We start from the raw sequence: 16,688 nt of genomic DNA, 5'->3' as shown, positions 1-16,688 counted from the left end.
AAGATATGGCGTTTTAGGAAGCCAAAACTTCATCCAAGCGCAGCGAAGCGTCCTCTTCGTTGGTCTTTTCAGCCAAGGCCAGTTCGGAAACCAGAATCTGGCGCGCTTTGGTCAGCATCCGCTTTTCACCAGCGGACAGTCCGCGGTTCGAGTCACGGCGGGACAGGTCACGCACAACTTCGGCTACCTTGACGACGTCGCCGGTAGCGATTTTTTCCACGTTGGCCTTGTAACGGCGCGACCAGTTGGAGGGCTCATCGGTTTTCTTGGCACGCAACACCTCAAAGACATGTTCCAGCCCGGCTTCATCAACGACATCGCGTACCCCGACCATCTCTACGTTCTCAGACGGAATCTGGATGGTGAGGTCGCCCTGGGCGACACGTAGCTTGAGATATTCGCGTTCCACACCTCCTATGACTCGGGTCGTAATCTCTTCGATTGTGGCGGCCCCATGATGGGGATAAACAACGGTTTCGCCAACATTAAATGTCATATTGAAAATCTCCCGTTTTTGAGGTGGATATACTTATGTTATCACGATTTTGTGGTAAAGAACAATTAAAGGTGTGCCCCCTTTTGGCGCAATGGCGCGAAAAAATGCCTCCTGCAGCGCGAAATTTTACCGAGGTAACAATGATTGAGCCGAAAAGAAAAAAGAAGTCCGGACGTAAAAAGAAACAGGGTATTGACCTAACAAACGCTCCGGTGAAACGGAAAGCAGTCAAGGCGGTGCGTCGGGTGATGGCTTCACAAGCCGGGGATGTGGCGGCTTTGCACGGGGCCGAAGCGGAACTGCTTGACCCTCCGGTCTATGAAGTGGCGCGGCGCGGGATTTTGGCGGAGCCTTCGCGCAGCACTGAGTTTTAGACTCCGCGACACGCCGGAACATTCGCGCAAACCCGGCGACACGCCCGGTGTACCTAGTGCGCCGAATCCAACCGAAAACAACCCCCACCGGCCTTGAGAGGCAACCTGACTACCCCACCGACCTGATGCGTCACTGCTGGAACTGGTGGACCTGGCAAACTACCTGCTCTGCAAACCCCACCCGGCCGACAACTACTTGGGGCGCCTCGGTATACCGAAGCGCCCCAAACAGTTTGAGATGAACTATTTGCCTTGGTTAGCCACCGCTTTGATGGCGTCGGCAGCTGCGTCTGGATCCAGGTAGCGGCCGTGGGCGACAGGCTTGAAATCCTCGCCCAGCTCGTAGTACAGGGGAATCCCGGTGGGGATGTTCAGACCCGAAATCTCTGCATCGCTGATGGAATCCAGGTGCTTCACAATGGCGCGCAGCGAGTTGCCGTGAGCCGCCACCATGACGGTCTTGCCAGTCTTAAGGTCTGGAATGACCGCGTCTTTCCAGTAGGGCAACGCGCGTTCCAGCACGTCCTTGAGACATTCCGAACGCGGAATCGGCTCACCGGCGTAACGCGGATCGGCGTCCTGGCTGAACTCGGAACCGAGCTCAATCTGGGGCGGCGGCACGTCATAGGACCGGCGCCACTGCATAAACAGATCCTCGCCGTATTCGTCGCGGATAGCCTTTTTGTTCAAGCCCTGCAAGGCGCCGTAGTGCCGTTCGTTCAGCCTCCACGAGCGGTGCACCGGAATCCAGTGCCGGTCGCACGCGTCCAACGCCAGGTTGGCGGTCATAATCGCGCGGCGCAGCAGGGAGGTGTGCAAGACATCAGGCAGGATACCTTCCTTCTTTAGCAGCTCACCGCCGTGGGTAGCTTCGGCGCGGCCCTTTTCGCTCAAAGGTACGTCAACCCAGCCGGTGAACAGGTTTTTTGCATTCCATTCGCTCTCGCCGTGGCGGAGCAGCACAAGTTTGTATGTCATGGTTTCATTCTTCCACAGGCCTTTGCCTGTCATAGGGCTTTTGGTCCCGGTTTTCTGCGGTGCCACGCCTTTGGTGAGCATTCACGAAAGGGTGGGCAAGAACCCTGGTGCGACCTCACAGACCCACACCGTGAGCGCCGCGGCGACAGCCACAACAAACAGCGACTGACCTCGCCACGACAGCACTAGGGCGACACCAATCCCCAACACTGCGGAAATCAGGGAACCGGTCGAGAGGAACGCGGCGGGAATAATCATCGCGGCCAGCACCGCCCACGGCACGTAATACAGGAAAGAATTAATCCAAGGAGACTTGATATCCCGGCGCAACACCAGCAGCGGCAGGACGCGCAAAGCATAGGTGACCAGCGCAGTCACCAGGATAGCAGCGGCCAGGTAGCTCATAGCTCACCCGCTTTCCTCGCCTCGCCGCCGGACAGTTCCGGGTCGGCTGCAGTCTCTCGGTGTGGAAAGAACGTGGCTCCGAGTCCAGCGGCCACCAGAGTGGCGATAATGATGCGCCAGCCGGAGGACAGCTGGGACACGACCGGGGCAAAAGCAAGGGCGACCGAAGTTCCCGCCGCGATAGCCACCACCATTTTTACCTGCGAGGACTTTTTAAACGGGGGCATGACGATGGCGATAAACATGGCGTAAAGCAAAATTCCCGCTGCGTTTTCCACCGCTTTGGGCAGCGCTTCACCCACATACGCCCCGACCAGGGTGCCTGATACCCAGCCCACAATCGGCAGAATCATCGAACCGAGATAATGTGCGAAACCCACTTGGGTGCGCCCGATGTTGATGGCGTAAATTTCGTCGGTGACCCCCAGTGCCATCACCATCCGTTTGAGACTGCCGACCGGGCGGGGATTCGTGCTGGTCAAGCGTTGGGACAGGGAGGTGCTCATCAGCAGGTAACGCAGATTCACCAGCGCCGTGGTTACGGCCAGCTCCACCAGACCGCCCCGGGCTGCAATGATGGTGATACCGGCAAACTGGCCGGTAGAGGAGATGCTGGTGAGGGAAAATACAGCCGAGGACAGGGGCGGTAGCTTGCCTTGTGCCCAATACATACCGATGGCGATAGAAACCGCGAAATAGCCTAGCCCGATGGGAAGTCCTGCCTTGATTCCCGTGGTAAAGTCGTGTTTTTTCAACAGTCTGACCTGCTTTACGGGGCTAACCGAACGTGACCGGGCCGCATTGGGCGCCGGCGGGGGTATCCACCACCGGGGCGACGTGGGCTTGCAACAGGTCGCGAATTGCGTCGGCACGGTCCCAATCCCGTTGCGCCTTCGCGTCAGCACGCTGCTGCAAAAGGGCGGTGACCAGCGCTTCCAGTGTTTCGTTTGGGGCCTCCGTGGTGTCGGGGGCGGCACTGGCCGCCGGTGTTGCGGGCGCTGGCGTGGCCCAAGCCGGGTCGGACGGGTCCAAACCGAACACGTCCAGCATGGCGCGCAATTGCCGGGCGGCCTGCTGGGCCGCAGACGTGTCCCCGCTGGCCAAAGCCGCTTTGCCAGCTTTTAGGGTGCGGTGCAGTGCCGGGAGGGCACCGGGAACATTCAAGTCGTCGTCCAAAGCCGCCACGAAGTCCGCGGGTAACTCGACCGCGGCGAGTTCGCGTTGCCGGGCGAGGTCTGGCTCGACGTCTCCATAGATATTGCAAACCTCCGGAGCCACCTGCCCCGCCGGGGCGGACCGAGGAACTTGCTGGAGGAAACTGGTGAATTTGTCCCACAGTAGTGCCGCCTGTTTCAAGGAATCCTCGGAGTATTCCAGATTTGTCCGATAGTGCGTGGTGACCACGGACATCCGCACCACCGCCGGATCCCAATCCTCCAACAGGCGGCGCACCCCGACCACGTTGCCTACCGACTTCGACATTTTTTCGCCCTTCAGCGTCAGCCAAGCGTTATGCATCCAGTATCGGGCAAATCCCCAGCCCGCCCCGTGAGACTGTGCCATCTCGTTTTCATGGTGGGGAAAGCGCAGGTCCAGCCCGCCGCCGTGAATGTCGAAGGTGTCGCCCAGGTAGGCCTGGCTCATGGCGGAGCATTCCAGGTGCCAGCCGGGACGGCCGCGTCCCCAGGGCGCGTCCCAAGCCGCATCGGCGGGTTCGTCATCTTTCGCGGCTTTCCACAGGGCAAAGTCGCGGGGGTCGCGTTTGCCCGCCTCGGTGGCGGTGTCGATTTGGGACTCGTCCTCGGTGGAAGCGAGTTCGCTGACCGGCTGGTTCGTCAGCGCGCCATAGTCCGGCAGGGACGTCACCGAGAAATACACGTTACCGTTCGTGTCGCTGTAGGCGTGACCCCGCTCGAGCAGGCGCTCAATCAGCGCAATCTGTTGGGGAATATGCGCGGTGGCGTGCGGGGTCACGGTCGGAGGCACGGTATTCAAAGCCCGGTAGGCAAAGTCGAATTCTCGCTCGAAATGGGCCGCCAGCTCCCACCACGGCACGCCGGCAGCGGCTGATTTAGCCAAAATCTTGTCGTCAATATCGGTGACGTTGCGCACGTAAGTCACCGCGTATCCCTGCCGGCGCAGCCAGCGCACCAACACGTCGAAGTTCAGCGCGGCGCGCAAATGCCCTAGGTGGGGCGCTCCCTGCACTGTCGGCCCGCACAGATAAAGCCCTACCTTTCCCGGTGTGACCGGCTCAAAGTCGCGGACTTCATGCGTGGCGGAATCAAAAATCTTCATGAGCTAAGTCTAATGGCTTGGTCCGGCTTGGGGCAGTAATCGTGCAAATGCACGAGTGACCGACTGTAAACCAGATTTTTGGGTTTTCCGGGCACCTGGGATGCAAAACCGCAGGTAAATCCGATTTTAATTTGAGGCGGTCGTCTCGAACCGCAGTGAAATCGGTCATTCGTGCCAGGCAAACCCCAAACTCGGGGCAGTCGGCGAGCCTAGCCGCGCAGGGCGGCGATTTGGTACAGGGCGATGCCGGTGGCGACAGCGGCATTCAGGGATTCCATGCGCTTATCAATCGGGATAGACACAATCTGATCGCAGGTTTCGCGCACCAGCCGGGAAATCCCTTTGCCTTCCGAGCCGGTCACGACCACCAGAGGCTGATCCGCCAGTGTCAAAGCGGGCAAATCCACTTCCCCACCACCGTCCAAGCCGATAGCGAACGCCCCCTCCGCCTGCAGCTGCTGCAAGGCATGAGTCAAGTTCCGCGCTTTTGCGACCGGCACAATCGCCGCCGCCCCCGCCGAAACTTTCCACACGGCCGCAGTGACCGAAGCCGAACGATGCTCACCAATAATGACCCCGTCGGCCCCGAACGCCGCCGCGGAACGCAGCGTCGCCCCCAGATTGTGCGGGTCGGTGACCTGGTCTAACACAATGAATAGGGGCGGACGTTTCGGCTCAGATTTGGCTCGAGCGACCGCTTGGTCCCACAAATCCATCACTTCGGCATATTCGTAAGCCGCGATTTCCGCAGCAATGCCTTGATGGGTCCCTCCCGCGGTGATGCGGTCCAGGTCGGCGGGGGAGCATTCTTGCAGCTCCGCTCCCGAAGCGGCCCCGCGTTGCACCACTTTGGACAGGCGCTCGTCTTTCATGAGCGTGGCGGAGACGAACAGCCGTTTCAGCGGTACCCCGGCCGCGGCGGCTTCGACCACCGGGTTGCGTCCGAAAATGATTTCGCTGTCCGCAGCGGTGGTGGGCCGGTACTTGTCTTTCGCGGCAGCCCGCTGGGTCACTCCCGAGGTGTGGGTGGCTTTGCGTTCCGCCTCCAGACGGTCGCGATAGGCCTGGTGGTAAGGGCGATTGGCGGCTTTCGGAGTCGGCCCTTTGCCTTTCAAGCGGTGCCGACGGACCCCGCCGCTTCCTTTCGGGGCGTGCGAAGTTGTTTTCTTTGGACTCATGCCGACCATTTTACCCATCAGGTTTTCGCCGGGCGCAAACTCACGGCAACCCGGGTGCAGGTCGTTAGCGCTGGTTAGAATCCGCGCCGGGGAAGGTGTCTTTCGATTCGTCTGACGTTTCGGCGGCGCGCTGCTCCAAATCGTCGAGTAAGTCACGGATTTCCGACCGCACAAAATCGCGGGTCGCGAGCTCTGACACCGCCAAACGCAAGGCGGCAATTTCCCGGGTCAGATACTCGGTATCGGCCAAGGTCCGGGCGGCCTGCTGGCGGTCCTGCTCCGCAATGACCCGATCGCGGTCGTCCTGCCGGTTTTGCGCAAACATAATAAGAGGCGCAGCGTAGGAAGCCTGGGTGGAAAACATCAGGTTTAGCAGGATAAACGGGTAGGGGTCCCAGGGGTTATCCCCTAGGGATTGGGTCAAAATCAGGTTCGCGGCAATCCAGACCGCCACGAAAACCGTCATCCACAAGATGAACTTGGAAGTACCCATGAACCGGGCGGTGCTTTCCGCCACCCTGGTAAACAGCGAGCGATCTTGGGCGCCCATCTGGGAGCGGCGCCGACGCCCGAACACTCCGCGGCGTCCTTCGGTGGGGGTCTCCAATCCCTTAGACATCGGGGTTGACCTCCTTACCAGTCTCTCTACCAGCCTCTCTACCTGTTTGCTGACGCGTCTGTTTGCGGCGAACTTTATCCGCCAAGATGGCGCTCACCGTAGGGCTCGATGCGGGGGCGTCATCCTCATCGTTGGGAGCGCCTTCCGCATCGTCCGAGGCCAGGGCCGAAGCGGTGTCTTGTTCTGTTTCCTCGTCACCGGCGGCAGCTTCGGCTTCCGCAATGGCGGCTTGTTCGGCTTCGGCGCGGTCCTCCCACCGCCAGTCATCGGGCAGGAGGTGGTCCAAGACGTCGTCCACCGAGACAGCTCCCAGCAGGGAACCGGAGTTTGGCCCCACGACTGGGATAGCGGTCAGGTTGTAGGTTGCCAGGGTACGCGTCAGGTAGTCTACCGACCGATCCGGGGTCACGGCCTCCAGGTCAGTGTCGACAATGTTTCCCAACATGACATTGGGCGGTTCCCGCAAAGCTCGCTGCAGGTGCACGACCCCGATAAATTTTCCGGTGGGGGTCTCGAGGGGCGGGCGAGCAATCATCGCGATAGCGGCCAGAGCGGGGGGAATGTCTCGGCGTTGCGCGTGCGCGAGCATGGTGGCGACCGTGTCTTCCGGCGCCAGCACCACCGGTTCGGTGGTCATCAGGCCGCCAGCGGTTTCCTCGTCGTAAGCCAGCAAACGCCGCACGTCTTTCGCCTCTTCTGGCTCCATCAGTTCCAGCAGGTTTGCCGCGACTTCCCGCGGAAGTTCAGCCACCAGGTCGGCGGCGTCGTCAGGCTGCATGACGTCCAAAACATCGGCGGCTCGCGCCGGGTCCAGGGAGGAAACAATCTTAACCTGATCGTCTTCCTCCAACTCTTCCAGTACGTCAGCCAGGCGGCTATCGGGCAGCTGGGACGCGATGGAAAGCATCCGCGCGTCGGACAAATCGTGCAGGGCATCAGCCATATCGGCGGGTTTCATGTCGCCCAAGGTGGCCAGCAGGGAATCTGCCGCTTGATCGGCGCTTCCGACGGTCAAACCGGTGACTTCCTCGACCCCCACATACAAGGTTTCCCCAAGCTTGGTGCGGAACGCCCCCCGGCGCGCTCGCGCTACGTAAAGTTCCGTAACAGCCCAGGTCCGGTCCTTTTGCCGCTCGATACCCAAGTCGAGAATCTGAGCCTGACCCGAACCGTCCTTTAGCGTCACGACCCGATCCAGCACGTCTTGAATCGCGCAGGTTTCCAAAGGCCGGGCCTGGAAACGACGCAGGTTCACCAGCCCGGTCGTAATGACGGCACTGGATTTGATGGCGGTGACGCGGGTGATGGGCACGAAAACTCGGTGGGCGCGCGTAACCTCCACCACTAGACCTACGGCAACGGGCGGTCGACGGTGCATCAAAACGACCACGTCATACACTTTTCCGACCGGATCTCCGATAGGGTCGAAGACGGTGGTTCCCCCTAGGCGTCCCACGAAGACGCGTTCAACTTCGTCTCTGCTCACGTGTAAATCCTACCTGTTTGTGCCGATGACGGTGGGAAACTTCACGAGGCGGGGTGAGGCGCGGTGTCCTCAGAAGGGCGGGGGCGGCGCTTTCCCCACAGGTAGACCGCCACGAAAGCCACCAGCAGCGCCGCCAGCAGCCAGAACAGCCAGTTGGGAATCCCAGACAGGGCGCGTTGCACCGCGAACTCCAGATTGGACTGGGCGCTGGCGGACAGCAGGGAAGTGGCGAGCCCGCCGGGGCCCGTCAGCATCAGTACCAGCCCCAACAAGGTAATCAACAGTCCCGAAACCAGGTTTCCCACGGTGGAATCCCGACCCAAAATCTTTAGGGGGCGCGGGCGCAGCACCCGATTCGGAATCAGGTTCCACAAGAAGGACAGCACGGCTACCGGGGTAAACATTCCCAGGCCGAACGCAAACATAGTAAAGAACCCGGTCACTGGGGAGCCACCACTGACACTGAAAGCGAGAATGGAACCCAAAATCGGGGCTTGACAGCCGGTCGCGGCGACTCCGTAAGTGAGGCCCATCAGGAAAATCGCTGCCGGAGCGGTGCGTTCGACCGGGGCATTCCCGTCCTGCGGGGAGCCGCCCGAAACCGGGGTTCGGCGCGCGGCACGCCGCGTGGCGCGGCGCCGTTTCCACACTTGGAACCGGCTTTTCAGGCTGCCAAAGTTCGGCACCGGCAACGCCAGAGCTTGCCACACCCCGAACAGGACGATGATCAGTCCCGCCCACACGGTCAGACCGCGCAGTTTCGCGTTCAGCATCGCACCGAGGGCTCCGAAAGCGGCTCCGGTGGGCAGCAATCCCGCCATGAGCCCCAGGAAAAACACGGCCGTGCGAGACGCCAACTTGGTCTTTGATGAAAAAGCGTATGAAAAGAAAGACGGAATCAGCAGGGCCGAACAGGGCGAAAACAGGGTCAGAATCCCCCCGGCATACGCCACCGCGAAGGTTACTGAGTCCATTCCGTTCCCTTCCCCGCGGGTCTATCCGCCCGCAGTGTGTTTGAAAAATGACGTGGCCAGCGGCCAGGACCTACTTTGTGGCCAAGAATTTTTGGTACTCGATAGAGTGCTCAAAGTACTCAAACGGGTAGGCTCCCGAAATCGTGGAATCGCCCAGCACGAAGAACGGGGTGCCGTTGACGCCAACTGAATGGCCCGATTCGGTTTCTGCGGAGACGGTGGATTGGGTGTCCGGGGCGTTCATATCGGACTTGAACCGTCCCAAGTCGGTGATGCCAACGGATTGGGCAATCTGAATGACCTTGTTTTCGTCATAAGTGGGGTGCTCTCCCTCGGGTGCGCTCCCGTAGGCAGCCCGCACAAAATCCCACAGTTTGCCCTGTTTCATCGCCGCAATCGAACCCCGGGCAGCAACATCGGAGCGGTACTGGTCAGCGAAAATCACCATATTGTGCCACTGAATCTTCAGGGTGCCGTCATCGACATATTTCTGCAGTTTCGGCAACGTATCGTTGCCCCAACTGGTACACATCGGGCAAGAAAAATCGCTCAAAACTGTCAGTGTCACCGGGGCGTCGGGCTTTCCCAAGGTGCGTTCGGGCTCGTCGGCTCGGTCGCGCAGGATTTTCATGGCTTCCAGCCCGCCTTCGTTCGTGACCGAGGAGGCGAAGTCTTGACCGGGGACCAAGCCCGTTTGGGCCACAAAGTCCGCCACGGCCTTCTGACCGCCGCCGTTGCCGGTGGACGAACCGGAACCGGCAGGGGAGGCCGCCGGTTCGGTTGTTCCCGGCGCGGTGGCGCGCCCCACAAAAAACGCGATGACTAAAAGCACCACAATGGCCAGGACGCCAATAATTTTCAAAGCCCACACATTGGCGGCGCTACGTTCCACAGATTTGTCCTTATCGCTCATTGTCCCTCATATTTCCAAATACTTCCTTTAGTCAAGCATAGCGGAAGCCCGGTATACCGCCGGGCGGCTACTGTCCGCCCGTGGGGGCGGCCGGGGAGGCAGACTCCGCGGCGGGAGACTGCTGCGGGGCGGCCGGTGAAACCGTGGGAGAAGCCGCCGTGGTAGGGCTGGCAGCCGGTCGGCTCGCCTCTGCCCACGCTTTCAGACCATCGAACAAGGATTGGGCGTAGCGTTCCTGACCGGTATCCGACTTCATGAGGGCGGCATCAGCGGGGTTGCGCATCTCGCCGAGCTCCACCATCGCGGCGGGCACTTCAGAAAAATTCAGCGTCGCCAAATCGGAACGTTTCCACACCCCGCTGCTGATGGACCCCCCGGACTGGGGCGCGAATCCCCCCTCCTGCAGAGCCTTGACCATTTTGGTGGCCAAATCGGAGGAAGGCTGCTTTTGTGCCTCGTTTAGTGGCGGCTCGGAAATCATCACGAAGAATCCGTGCTGAGCCGTGTCCGTGGTGCCGTTGGCGTGGAGGGAAACCATCACGTCAGCCCCGACCTTTTGCGCAAACTGGCCACGTGCATCCACGCATGGCCCCACCCCCGCATCCGAGTCGCGCGTCAGGAACACGGTGGCGCCTTCGGCCTCCAACTTGGTCTTTAGGGCGTTCGCAATCTTCCAGTTGAACTCGTGTTCGGTGTAGCCGTCAGCGGTAGCGGTACCGGTCGTGTTGCAGGGTTTTTGCCCACCGCGCCCATCGGGAACATTCGCCCCGATTTGCTGCCAAGCTGCGGCGTTACCGCCATTGTGTCCCGGATCGAGGACGATTTTCAGCCCCTTCAGACCCCCGGCAGCGCCGGCATCAGGGTTCTCGGACGGTCCCGCGTTTCCGATGGAATCAGGATTGTTCGGGTTCGGTTTGGCAAAGTCGCTGGGGGTAGCCGTGACGGTCACGGTGGGACGCGGCACCAGGTTCATTCCGGCGCTCACTCCTATGCCCACGCTAACCAGGGACAGGATAATCCCCCCGGCCAGCAGCACCAGCGGCGAAATCCCGTCGCTTGGCCGCGGCTCGGGGGTTCCCGTCCCCACCCGGCGCAGCCGTAACTTGGAGGGCCCTTCCGGTGTCTGGGCGGTGAGGGACTTCCACCGCGGCTCGGACAACTCCGCTCGCGTAGGTGGGGCGCCCGAGGCCCTCTGAGGAGTGCGCGGCGAGACCGATTGGAGATGTTCCCAATCCACATCCGGGTGTGCCGCGGCGCGTTTGGAAGTCCGCTGCGGCGCGCTGCTGAGAGAATCTGTGCCTGTCCCCAGGGCGTCCGCACTGGGTGGTGTCGCGGCTGCGGCACTGGTCGCGCCCAGGTCGTCCCATCCGGACACCAAAGATTTCCACCCTTCGGAATGGACCGGTTCGGGTCGGCGCTGTGCGGGTTTGCGCCCCCGTCCTGTTGAACTCCTGGTTCGGGGCGGTTGCGCAGTGGGAACAGCGGGCTCCCCCGGAGCCAGTTGGGTGTCGAAATCCTCACGCATCGCTTCCGGGATTTCCGCGGCTGGAAAATCCGGGGTGTCCGCAGCGTCAGACCGGGAAAAGGGAGGATCTTGGTGTTGGGGACCATCCGCATTCAGCATGTTTTGGGCATTGGCCAGCAGGGCGGCAATCCCCGGATTATCCCCGTAGGGAAGCTGGGGCAGCTGGCTGGCGCTGGCCGCGCCAGCTGCTTCGGCGGCGGCGGAAAATTCTTCAAAAAAGCTGGCAGCGTTGGCATCCGCAGGGTTACGGTCGAGGTTGCGCTCGGAATCCGAGGCTGGGGGCAAGCGGCGGCTGGGCGGCTTACCCAGTGAGGAGGAACGTGCCGGAGGTGCAGTGGGGTAATCCTGGGTTGGTTCCCAGGTGTCGAATTCCTCCCAGTTGGGCATATCGCTCCTGTTACTGATGAGTTAGTTCCCAGTGGCGTTCTGTTGGTGGTAGTCCTGTTTGGCAAAAAAGAAGCCTTTACCGGTTACCGTGTTCCAACATCCAGTACCGTTGTAGGTCGATTGGCAGGCAAAATCGCCGTAGGTAATGGCTGTCTCGTGAGGAATCACCGAGCCGCTGGTGGTGTAATCAGCATTGGACTGGCAAGAGGTCGACGGGTCGCCGTCTTTCATGCTGATGACCAAAGATTCGAAATAGATATCGCAGCCCCCCACCGGGCTGACCAGGTTACGCACCTGACAAACGAGTTCATCGCCGTTTACCTGGCAGGTGGAGTCCCCGGTTTCGGTGACAAAAGACTGGATATTTTGGGCGCCGGCCGGTGCAGGAGCCACCGTCTGGCGTGGGGATTCGCTGTTGCCCGCGGAAGTATTGCCTGCGGTATCGCCGGCGGCGTTCGGGGAAGCCGCGGCAGACTGGTCGTAGCCGCCCCCAATAGCTCCGGTGATCACCAAAACTATCGCAATAATCATGCCGATTACAGCAACGAGCAAAACTGAGAAAATGACCCATAAACCGGTGTTGGATTTCGGCTTCGCAGCCATCGGCGTGTAAGGGGTCGGGGTTGGATTCATCACCGGGATATTGCCGGTGACGGGGGCCATGTACTGGGTCTGTGCCACGCCCGGAGGTACGGTGCCATAGCTACCCATCCCCGCGCCCTGGCTTGGCGCCGCATTGGGCGGATAGGACGGGGGCAGGCCGGAGGGGGAGGATACGGGGGTACTCTGCGGGGGTAGTACGGTGGTTTCCGCAGGGTTTTGTCCCAGTATGGAGGTTCGGTTGGGGTTCACGTAAGGGGTTTCCCCGGTGGCGGGGGCAGCTTCGGAGCCGGGCGTCGTAGTGGTTTTCGGTTGCTGTGCGGCGGTTTCAGCAGGGGTGACTGTCGAGGGAGTTGCGGGGGTTGCCGATTCGCTGGGGGTCGGTGCTGCTGACAGACCGGGAATCGGGAGGGAAGGCATGGGCATCGTCTGGCCAGCTTCAAAAGCGGCCTGGCGCTCACGCAGGGCAGCGAGTACTTCGGGCTCATTCTTGTTCACGAGCCAGTCGAGCAGGCCGGTGTAGGCCGCGGGGTTCTTCGCTATCAACGGACGCAGTTCCGCATTGGTCGCCAGCTGTTGTAAATCCAAACCGGGAGTAGACGGGTCACTAGCTTTGGCACGCAGTTCATCCATACGGTTATTATTCCACAAATTCGCGTCTTTCCACCTGTAACTTGTGGTTTTTATGGGCTGTGGGGTCAGCCGGCGGAACCGCGAAACTCAAAATGCGTAAACATTGCCTTCAGCTCACCAGCCTGGGTCGCCAAGTCAGTCGCAAAAGATTTGCTTTGATCCCGTGCACAAAGCTTTTGAAATTCCGGGCGCGTACCGTCGGGGCGAGCCTGCTGCAGCGCTAAGCGTTCCACCCCGCGCTCGTGCAGGGCACGTGCCAAAGCGGGGAGGGCCGACGGATTCGTGTCGCCCGCGTCAGTGCCGGGATAGGCGGTGACGCGCACCTCGTAATCCGGCAGGGTTCCGGCCCGGTGTGCCGCCAACACCAGGTCCAGCGCCCGCCAAGCGTCCGTGCCGGCCTGACGGGCTTGTGCACGGCCCACCACTTGGGGATAGTTTTGGGCCAGGCCTTTCACGTCCAAGCCGACCCAGTCGAGCAACCCGGCGTCCAGCAGCTGCGCCAGACGCTGCGGATAGGCCCCTCCGGTGTGCAACCCCACCAAAAAACCAAGGTCACGCGCCTGCCGGGCGGCGGGCACCAGCGCCGCCTGGCGAGTCGGCTCCCCGCCGGAAAACACGACCCCGTCGAGCAGACCGCGCCGCCGCCCCAGCAGCTCCCACAGGTCCGCCTCCTCGTAACCGGCGGGTGTCCGCGGGTCAATGATGGCAAAATTTTGGCAATATCCGCAGTTCCAGGGGCATCCTTGCAGGAACACGCTGGCGACCAGTTTTCCCGGCCAATCCACCGTAGAAAACGGTGTCACTCCGGCGATAACCAAACCCGTGAGCGGGCAATCGGTTTCATTCTGGTCATCAATGCAGCCTGTGTTCACGATGGGTCTTTCTAATCGTTGCTAAAAATGCCCGGGAAGCCCCGAGATGGGGCCTCCCGGAAGCTATAAACTTAGATTCTTTCGTAGTCGGTAATCATGAAACCTTCAATCGGGACTTGATATTGCACGAACATCAGGTTAGATGAATCCGCTGGCAAGGTGTATTCCCAAGTGGCTTCGGCTGGGCTGTCCACACCGCAAGCGACTTCGCTGAGTTGACCTGGTTGATCGTCGCCTGCGTCCTCAATCTGCGGAGCAATCCACACTTTGATATTCGCGGGTTTAACAGTCTGACAATAGAAAGTGACCTTGACCTTGTCTCCGGTCTTCCAATCGTCATTAGCGTTTAGGTACAGTCGGTAGCTAGAGATTTTGTCTTTATCGAAATTGGCAAAAGTTGGCGAAACGTGGGAACTGGTGTTCTCGATTCCCTTTCCTTCCGCGAACGCTTCGCCTTCCGCTTCCCACTTGTCTTCCAATGCGTCCGCATCGTTGACTTTTTCCTCAGCTTCTTCTTGGTCAGGTATGGCCACGTCCTCGGTGGTGGAAATCAGGCCGGTTTTCTGATCAGCAGCGGGCGCCTCGGACGGAGCTTCCGTGGTGGGGGCTTTGGCGTCCGCAGTGGGTTTCTCGTCCCCACCGCCGCAGGCGGACAGGCTCAGGGCCAGGGCGAACGCACCCGTCAACGCAAGTAACTTTTTCATGAGTTTTCCTTCCATTTGTCAGGCTGAGGGGGCTGGTTGCCCCGGATTGATAAACAGCCTAGGCAAACGGTTAAGGCTTGTAATCACCCAAAAGTACGGAAAATCTCGGTTCGCGGGTGGCGTGCGAAAACTGTCACCCGCGAACCCGGTCGACCCACGACCCTTGTGAAACCACGAGGGTGGTAAATCTGTCCCTAAACCAAGGCCGCTTCCGCCAAGCGAGAGTGCAGCTCACCGTGGGAGGCAGCCGCCGACTCGTTGAAGTACTGCCGCTCAGCGAACTCGCCTTTCTTGCCGATGTTAAAGGACTGGACGGGACGGAAGTAGCCCATGACCCGCGTCCACACTTCGCAATCTTGGTGCCGGCCCTTCGCTTCGCATTGCGGACAGGTGAAGTGTTCGCCGGAAATATAGCCGTGCGTCGGGCAGATACTAAACGTTGGCGTGATGGTGATGTAGGGGGTGCGCCAGGTGGTCAGCGAGCGGCGTACCAGCTGCTTGCAGGCTTCCGCGCTGGACACGGCCTCGCCCATGTACAGGTGCAGCACGGTGCCGCCGGTGTACTTGGTCTGCAGTTCCTCCTGCAGTTCCTCGGCCAAGAACGGGTCGTTGGTGAACCCGACCGGCAGCTGCGAAGAGTTCGTGTAGTAGGGGTTTTCGGTCGTGCCGGCCTGCAGGATTTTGTCTCCGAAGCGTTTGCGGTCAGCTTTCGCCAGGCGGTACGTGGTGCCCTCGGCCGGGGTCGCCTCCAGGTTGTACATATGTCCGGTAGATTCCTGCAGCTCCACCATCTGGTCGCGCACCCCGTCCAGGATACGGGCCGCCAGGGCGTGTCCGCGCGGGTCGGTGATGTCATAAGCATCGTCGGTGAAGTTGCGGATCAGCTCGTTCATGCCGTTGACCCCGATGGTCGAGAAGTGGTTGTCCAGATTCCCCAGGTAGCGTTTCGTGTAGGGGAACAAGCCGTGGTCCATGTGGTACTGGATGGTGATGCGCTTACGTTCCAAAGTCACCGAAGCCAACTCAATGAGTTCACGCAAGCGGGCGCGCAAACCGTCCTCGTCGCCCTTGTGCAGATAACCCAGACGTGCCAAGTTGATGGTCACCACCCCGATAGACCCGGTTTGCTCCGCCGAACCGAACAGCCCGTTACCGCGCTTGACCAGTTCCCGCAGGTCGAGCTGCAACCGGCAGCACATGGAGCGAATCTGGCCGGGGTCCAGCTCCGAGTTGATGAAGTTCTGGAAATAGGGCAGCCCGTACTTTGCCGTCATCTCAAACAACAGGTTGGCGTTCGGGGAATCCCAGTCGAAATCCTTGGTCATGTTGTAGGTCGGAATGGGGAAAGTGAACACGCGTCCGTCGGCGTCCCCCTCGGTCATGACCTCCATGTAGGCGCGGTTGATGATGTCCATCTCGGCCTGCAGGTCTCCATAAGCAAAGTCGCACAGTTCCTCGCCGATGAGCGGCACCTCGTCGCGCAGGTCGGGCGGGCAGGTCCAGTCAAAAGTGAGGTTCGTGAACGGACATTGACTGCCCCAGCGGCTGGGGACGTTCAGGTTGTAGATGAGTTCCTGCATGCACTGCTTGACCTCGGCATACGTCATGTCGTCCAAGCGGACGAAAGGCGCCATATAGGTGTCGAAGCTAGAGAACGCCTGGGCACCGGCCCATTCGTTTTGCAGCGTGCCCAGGAAGTTCACGATTTGCCCGCAGGCCGAGCTGAAATGCCGCGGCGGATTGGAGGCAATGGCCCCGCTGACTCCGTTGAAACCCTGCTGCAGCAGCTGTTTTAGCGACCAGCCGGCGCAGTATCCGGCAAACATATCCAAATCGTGAATGTGGAAGTCGCCGTCGCGGTGGGCAGCACCGGCCGCGGCGGGGTAAATCTTGTCCAGCCAGTAGTTGGCCACCATCTTGCCCGCCGCGTTCAAAATCAGGCCGCCGACCGAGTAGCCCTGGTTGGCGTTGGCGTTAACCCGCCAGTCAGCCTGGCTCAGGTATTCGTCCACTGTCTCTATGGGGTCAACCGTGTGGTGGCGCGGGTTCGTTTCAAAAACGGGGGTCGTCTCTTGCTTCATTGCAGTCATCTTTTTCCTTTCATCTCCTCATCTCCCAATATCGGGGACACAAGAATTTACTCTAGGGAGGTATTTCGCCAAATCAACTACATATTGTGCGTGTTGCTCAATTTTACCACTACATATTGTGTTTGCCCAGGTCTGTGGGCTACGGCGATTCGTCGT

General features: G+C 60.4%; 15 protein-coding genes and 1 pseudogene. 1 reads left to right on the top strand and 15 read right to left on the bottom strand.

The features are described from left to right. Positions 1–13: 13 nt before the first annotated feature. The gene (locus RQ935_RS04600; protein WP_169756031.1) at positions 14–496 is read right to left on the bottom strand and encodes a CarD family transcriptional regulator; all 483 of its coding nucleotides are present in this window, start codon (positions 494–496) and stop codon (positions 14–16) included. Positions 497–636: 140 nt separating this feature from the next. Here RQ935_RS04600 and RQ935_RS04595 point away from each other — a divergent pair, with 140 nt between their 5' ends. Next, positions 637–870, top strand: coding sequence for a hypothetical protein (locus RQ935_RS04595; protein ID WP_311497404.1), 234 nt, complete (start codon positions 637–639; stop codon positions 868–870). A gap of 243 nt (positions 871–1,113) precedes the next feature. Here RQ935_RS04595 and RQ935_RS04590 read toward each other — a convergent pair whose 3' ends face one another. The 14 genes and pseudogenes from RQ935_RS04590 to RQ935_RS04525 form a co-directional block, all read right to left on the bottom strand. Next, the gene (locus tag RQ935_RS04590; protein ID WP_297723276.1) at positions 1,114–1,848 is read right to left on the bottom strand and encodes a phosphoglyceromutase; all 735 of its coding nucleotides are present in this window, start codon (positions 1,846–1,848) and stop codon (positions 1,114–1,116) included. Between the two features lie 81 nt (positions 1,849–1,929). Beyond that, complete coding sequence (locus RQ935_RS04585) at positions 1,930–2,253, bottom strand: AzlD domain-containing protein (protein ID WP_311497403.1); 324 nt, start codon at positions 2,251–2,253, stop codon at positions 1,930–1,932. Continuing rightward, positions 2,250–3,008, bottom strand: a complete 759-nt coding sequence (locus RQ935_RS04580) for an AzlC family ABC transporter permease (RefSeq protein ID WP_311497402.1) — start codon at positions 3,006–3,008, stop codon at positions 2,250–2,252. Before RQ935_RS04580 ends, RQ935_RS04585 begins: the two co-directional genes overlap by 4 nt. Positions 3,009–3,030: 22 nt before the next feature. After that, on the bottom strand, positions 3,031–4,551 hold the full coding sequence (gene cysS / locus RQ935_RS04575) for a cysteine--tRNA ligase (protein WP_311497401.1): 1,521 nt from the start codon (positions 4,549–4,551) through the stop codon (positions 3,031–3,033). Positions 4,552–4,760: 209 nt separating this feature from the next. Next, entirely contained in the window at positions 4,761–5,738 is a 978-nt protein-coding gene (gene rlmB / locus RQ935_RS04570) for a 23S rRNA (guanosine(2251)-2'-O)-methyltransferase RlmB (RefSeq protein ID WP_311497453.1), read from the bottom strand. 55 nt (positions 5,739–5,793) lie between these two features. Beyond that, on the bottom strand, positions 5,794–6,348 hold the full coding sequence (locus RQ935_RS04565; protein ID WP_311497400.1) for a DUF1003 domain-containing protein: 555 nt from the start codon (positions 6,346–6,348) through the stop codon (positions 5,794–5,796). A gap of 205 nt (positions 6,349–6,553) precedes the next feature. Next, a pseudogene (locus tag RQ935_RS04560) lies at positions 6,554–7,834 on the bottom strand (magnesium transporter MgtE N-terminal domain-containing protein); the annotation flags it as partial. 41 nt (positions 7,835–7,875) lie between these two features. Then, the gene (locus RQ935_RS04555; protein ID WP_311497398.1) at positions 7,876–8,808 is read right to left on the bottom strand and encodes a cytochrome c biogenesis CcdA family protein; all 933 of its coding nucleotides are present in this window, start codon (positions 8,806–8,808) and stop codon (positions 7,876–7,878) included. Between the two features lie 70 nt (positions 8,809–8,878). After that, positions 8,879–9,721 carry a thioredoxin domain-containing protein gene (locus tag RQ935_RS04550; RefSeq protein ID WP_311497397.1) on the bottom strand — a complete coding sequence of 281 codons (843 nt, stop codon included), beginning with the start codon at positions 9,719–9,721 and terminating at the stop codon, positions 8,879–8,881. A 67-nt stretch (positions 9,722–9,788) separates the two neighbouring features. Continuing rightward, complete coding sequence (locus tag RQ935_RS04545; protein ID WP_311497396.1) at positions 9,789–11,633, bottom strand: N-acetylmuramoyl-L-alanine amidase; 1,845 nt, start codon at positions 11,631–11,633, stop codon at positions 9,789–9,791. A 21-nt stretch (positions 11,634–11,654) separates the two neighbouring features. Then, a complete protein-coding gene (locus RQ935_RS04540) occupies positions 11,655–12,866 on the bottom strand; it encodes a hypothetical protein (protein WP_311497395.1) in 1,212 nt (403 codons plus the stop codon). Between the two features lie 65 nt (positions 12,867–12,931). After that, positions 12,932–13,738: an anaerobic ribonucleoside-triphosphate reductase activating protein gene (locus tag RQ935_RS04535; RefSeq protein ID WP_311497394.1), complete on the bottom strand. Its 807-nt coding sequence runs from the start codon at positions 13,736–13,738 to the stop codon at positions 12,932–12,934. Between the two features lie 71 nt (positions 13,739–13,809). Continuing rightward, positions 13,810–14,442, bottom strand: coding sequence for a hypothetical protein (locus tag RQ935_RS04530; RefSeq protein ID WP_311497393.1), 633 nt, complete (start codon positions 14,440–14,442; stop codon positions 13,810–13,812). A 194-nt stretch (positions 14,443–14,636) separates the two neighbouring features. After that, positions 14,637–16,532, bottom strand: a complete 1,896-nt coding sequence (locus RQ935_RS04525) for a ribonucleoside triphosphate reductase (protein ID WP_311497392.1) — start codon at positions 16,530–16,532, stop codon at positions 14,637–14,639. Positions 16,533–16,688 lie beyond the last annotated feature (156 nt).

Source organism: uncultured Mobiluncus sp. (assembly GCF_963511525.1).
In the GTDB taxonomy this organism is placed as follows: domain Bacteria; phylum Actinomycetota; class Actinomycetes; order Actinomycetales; family Actinomycetaceae; genus Mobiluncus.
Note: the sequence above shows the minus strand (reverse complement) of the source record. Positions and strands in the feature narration are given on the sequence as shown.

Bases quoted from the DNA above. Each gene is read 5' to 3' on its own strand.
- RQ935_RS04585 (WP_311497403.1), bottom strand. From the start codon at position 2,253: ATGAGCTACCTGGCCGCTGCTATCCTGGTGACTGCGCTGGTCACCTAT.
- RQ935_RS04555 (WP_311497398.1), bottom strand. From the start codon at position 8,808: ATGGACTCAGTAACCTTCGCGGTGGCGTATGCCGGGGGGATTCTGACC.
- RQ935_RS04545 (WP_311497396.1), bottom strand. From the start codon at position 11,633: ATGCCCAACTGGGAGGAATTCGACACCTGGGAACCAACCCAGGATTAC.
- RQ935_RS04590 (WP_297723276.1), bottom strand. From the start codon at position 1,848: ATGACATACAAACTTGTGCTGCTCCGCCACGGCGAGAGCGAATGGAAT.
- RQ935_RS04595 (WP_311497404.1), top strand. From the start codon at position 637: ATGATTGAGCCGAAAAGAAAAAAGAAGTCCGGACGTAAAAAGAAACAG.
- RQ935_RS04550 (WP_311497397.1), bottom strand. From the start codon at position 9,721: ATGAGCGATAAGGACAAATCTGTGGAACGTAGCGCCGCCAATGTGTGG.
- RQ935_RS04565 (WP_311497400.1), bottom strand. From the start codon at position 6,348: ATGTCTAAGGGATTGGAGACCCCCACCGAAGGACGCCGCGGAGTGTTC.
- cysS (WP_311497401.1), bottom strand. From the start codon at position 4,551: ATGAAGATTTTTGATTCCGCCACGCATGAAGTCCGCGACTTTGAGCCG.
- RQ935_RS04600 (WP_169756031.1), bottom strand. From the start codon at position 496: ATGACATTTAATGTTGGCGAAACCGTTGTTTATCCCCATCATGGGGCC.
- RQ935_RS04530 (WP_311497393.1), bottom strand. From the start codon at position 14,442: ATGAAAAAGTTACTTGCGTTGACGGGTGCGTTCGCCCTGGCCCTGAGC.
- rlmB (WP_311497453.1), bottom strand. From the start codon at position 5,738: ATGGTCGGCATGAGTCCAAAGAAAACAACTTCGCACGCCCCGAAAGGA.
- RQ935_RS04540 (WP_311497395.1), bottom strand. From the start codon at position 12,866: ATGGATGAACTGCGTGCCAAAGCTAGTGACCCGTCTACTCCCGGTTTG.
- RQ935_RS04525 (WP_311497392.1), bottom strand. From the start codon at position 16,532: ATGACTGCAATGAAGCAAGAGACGACCCCCGTTTTTGAAACGAACCCG.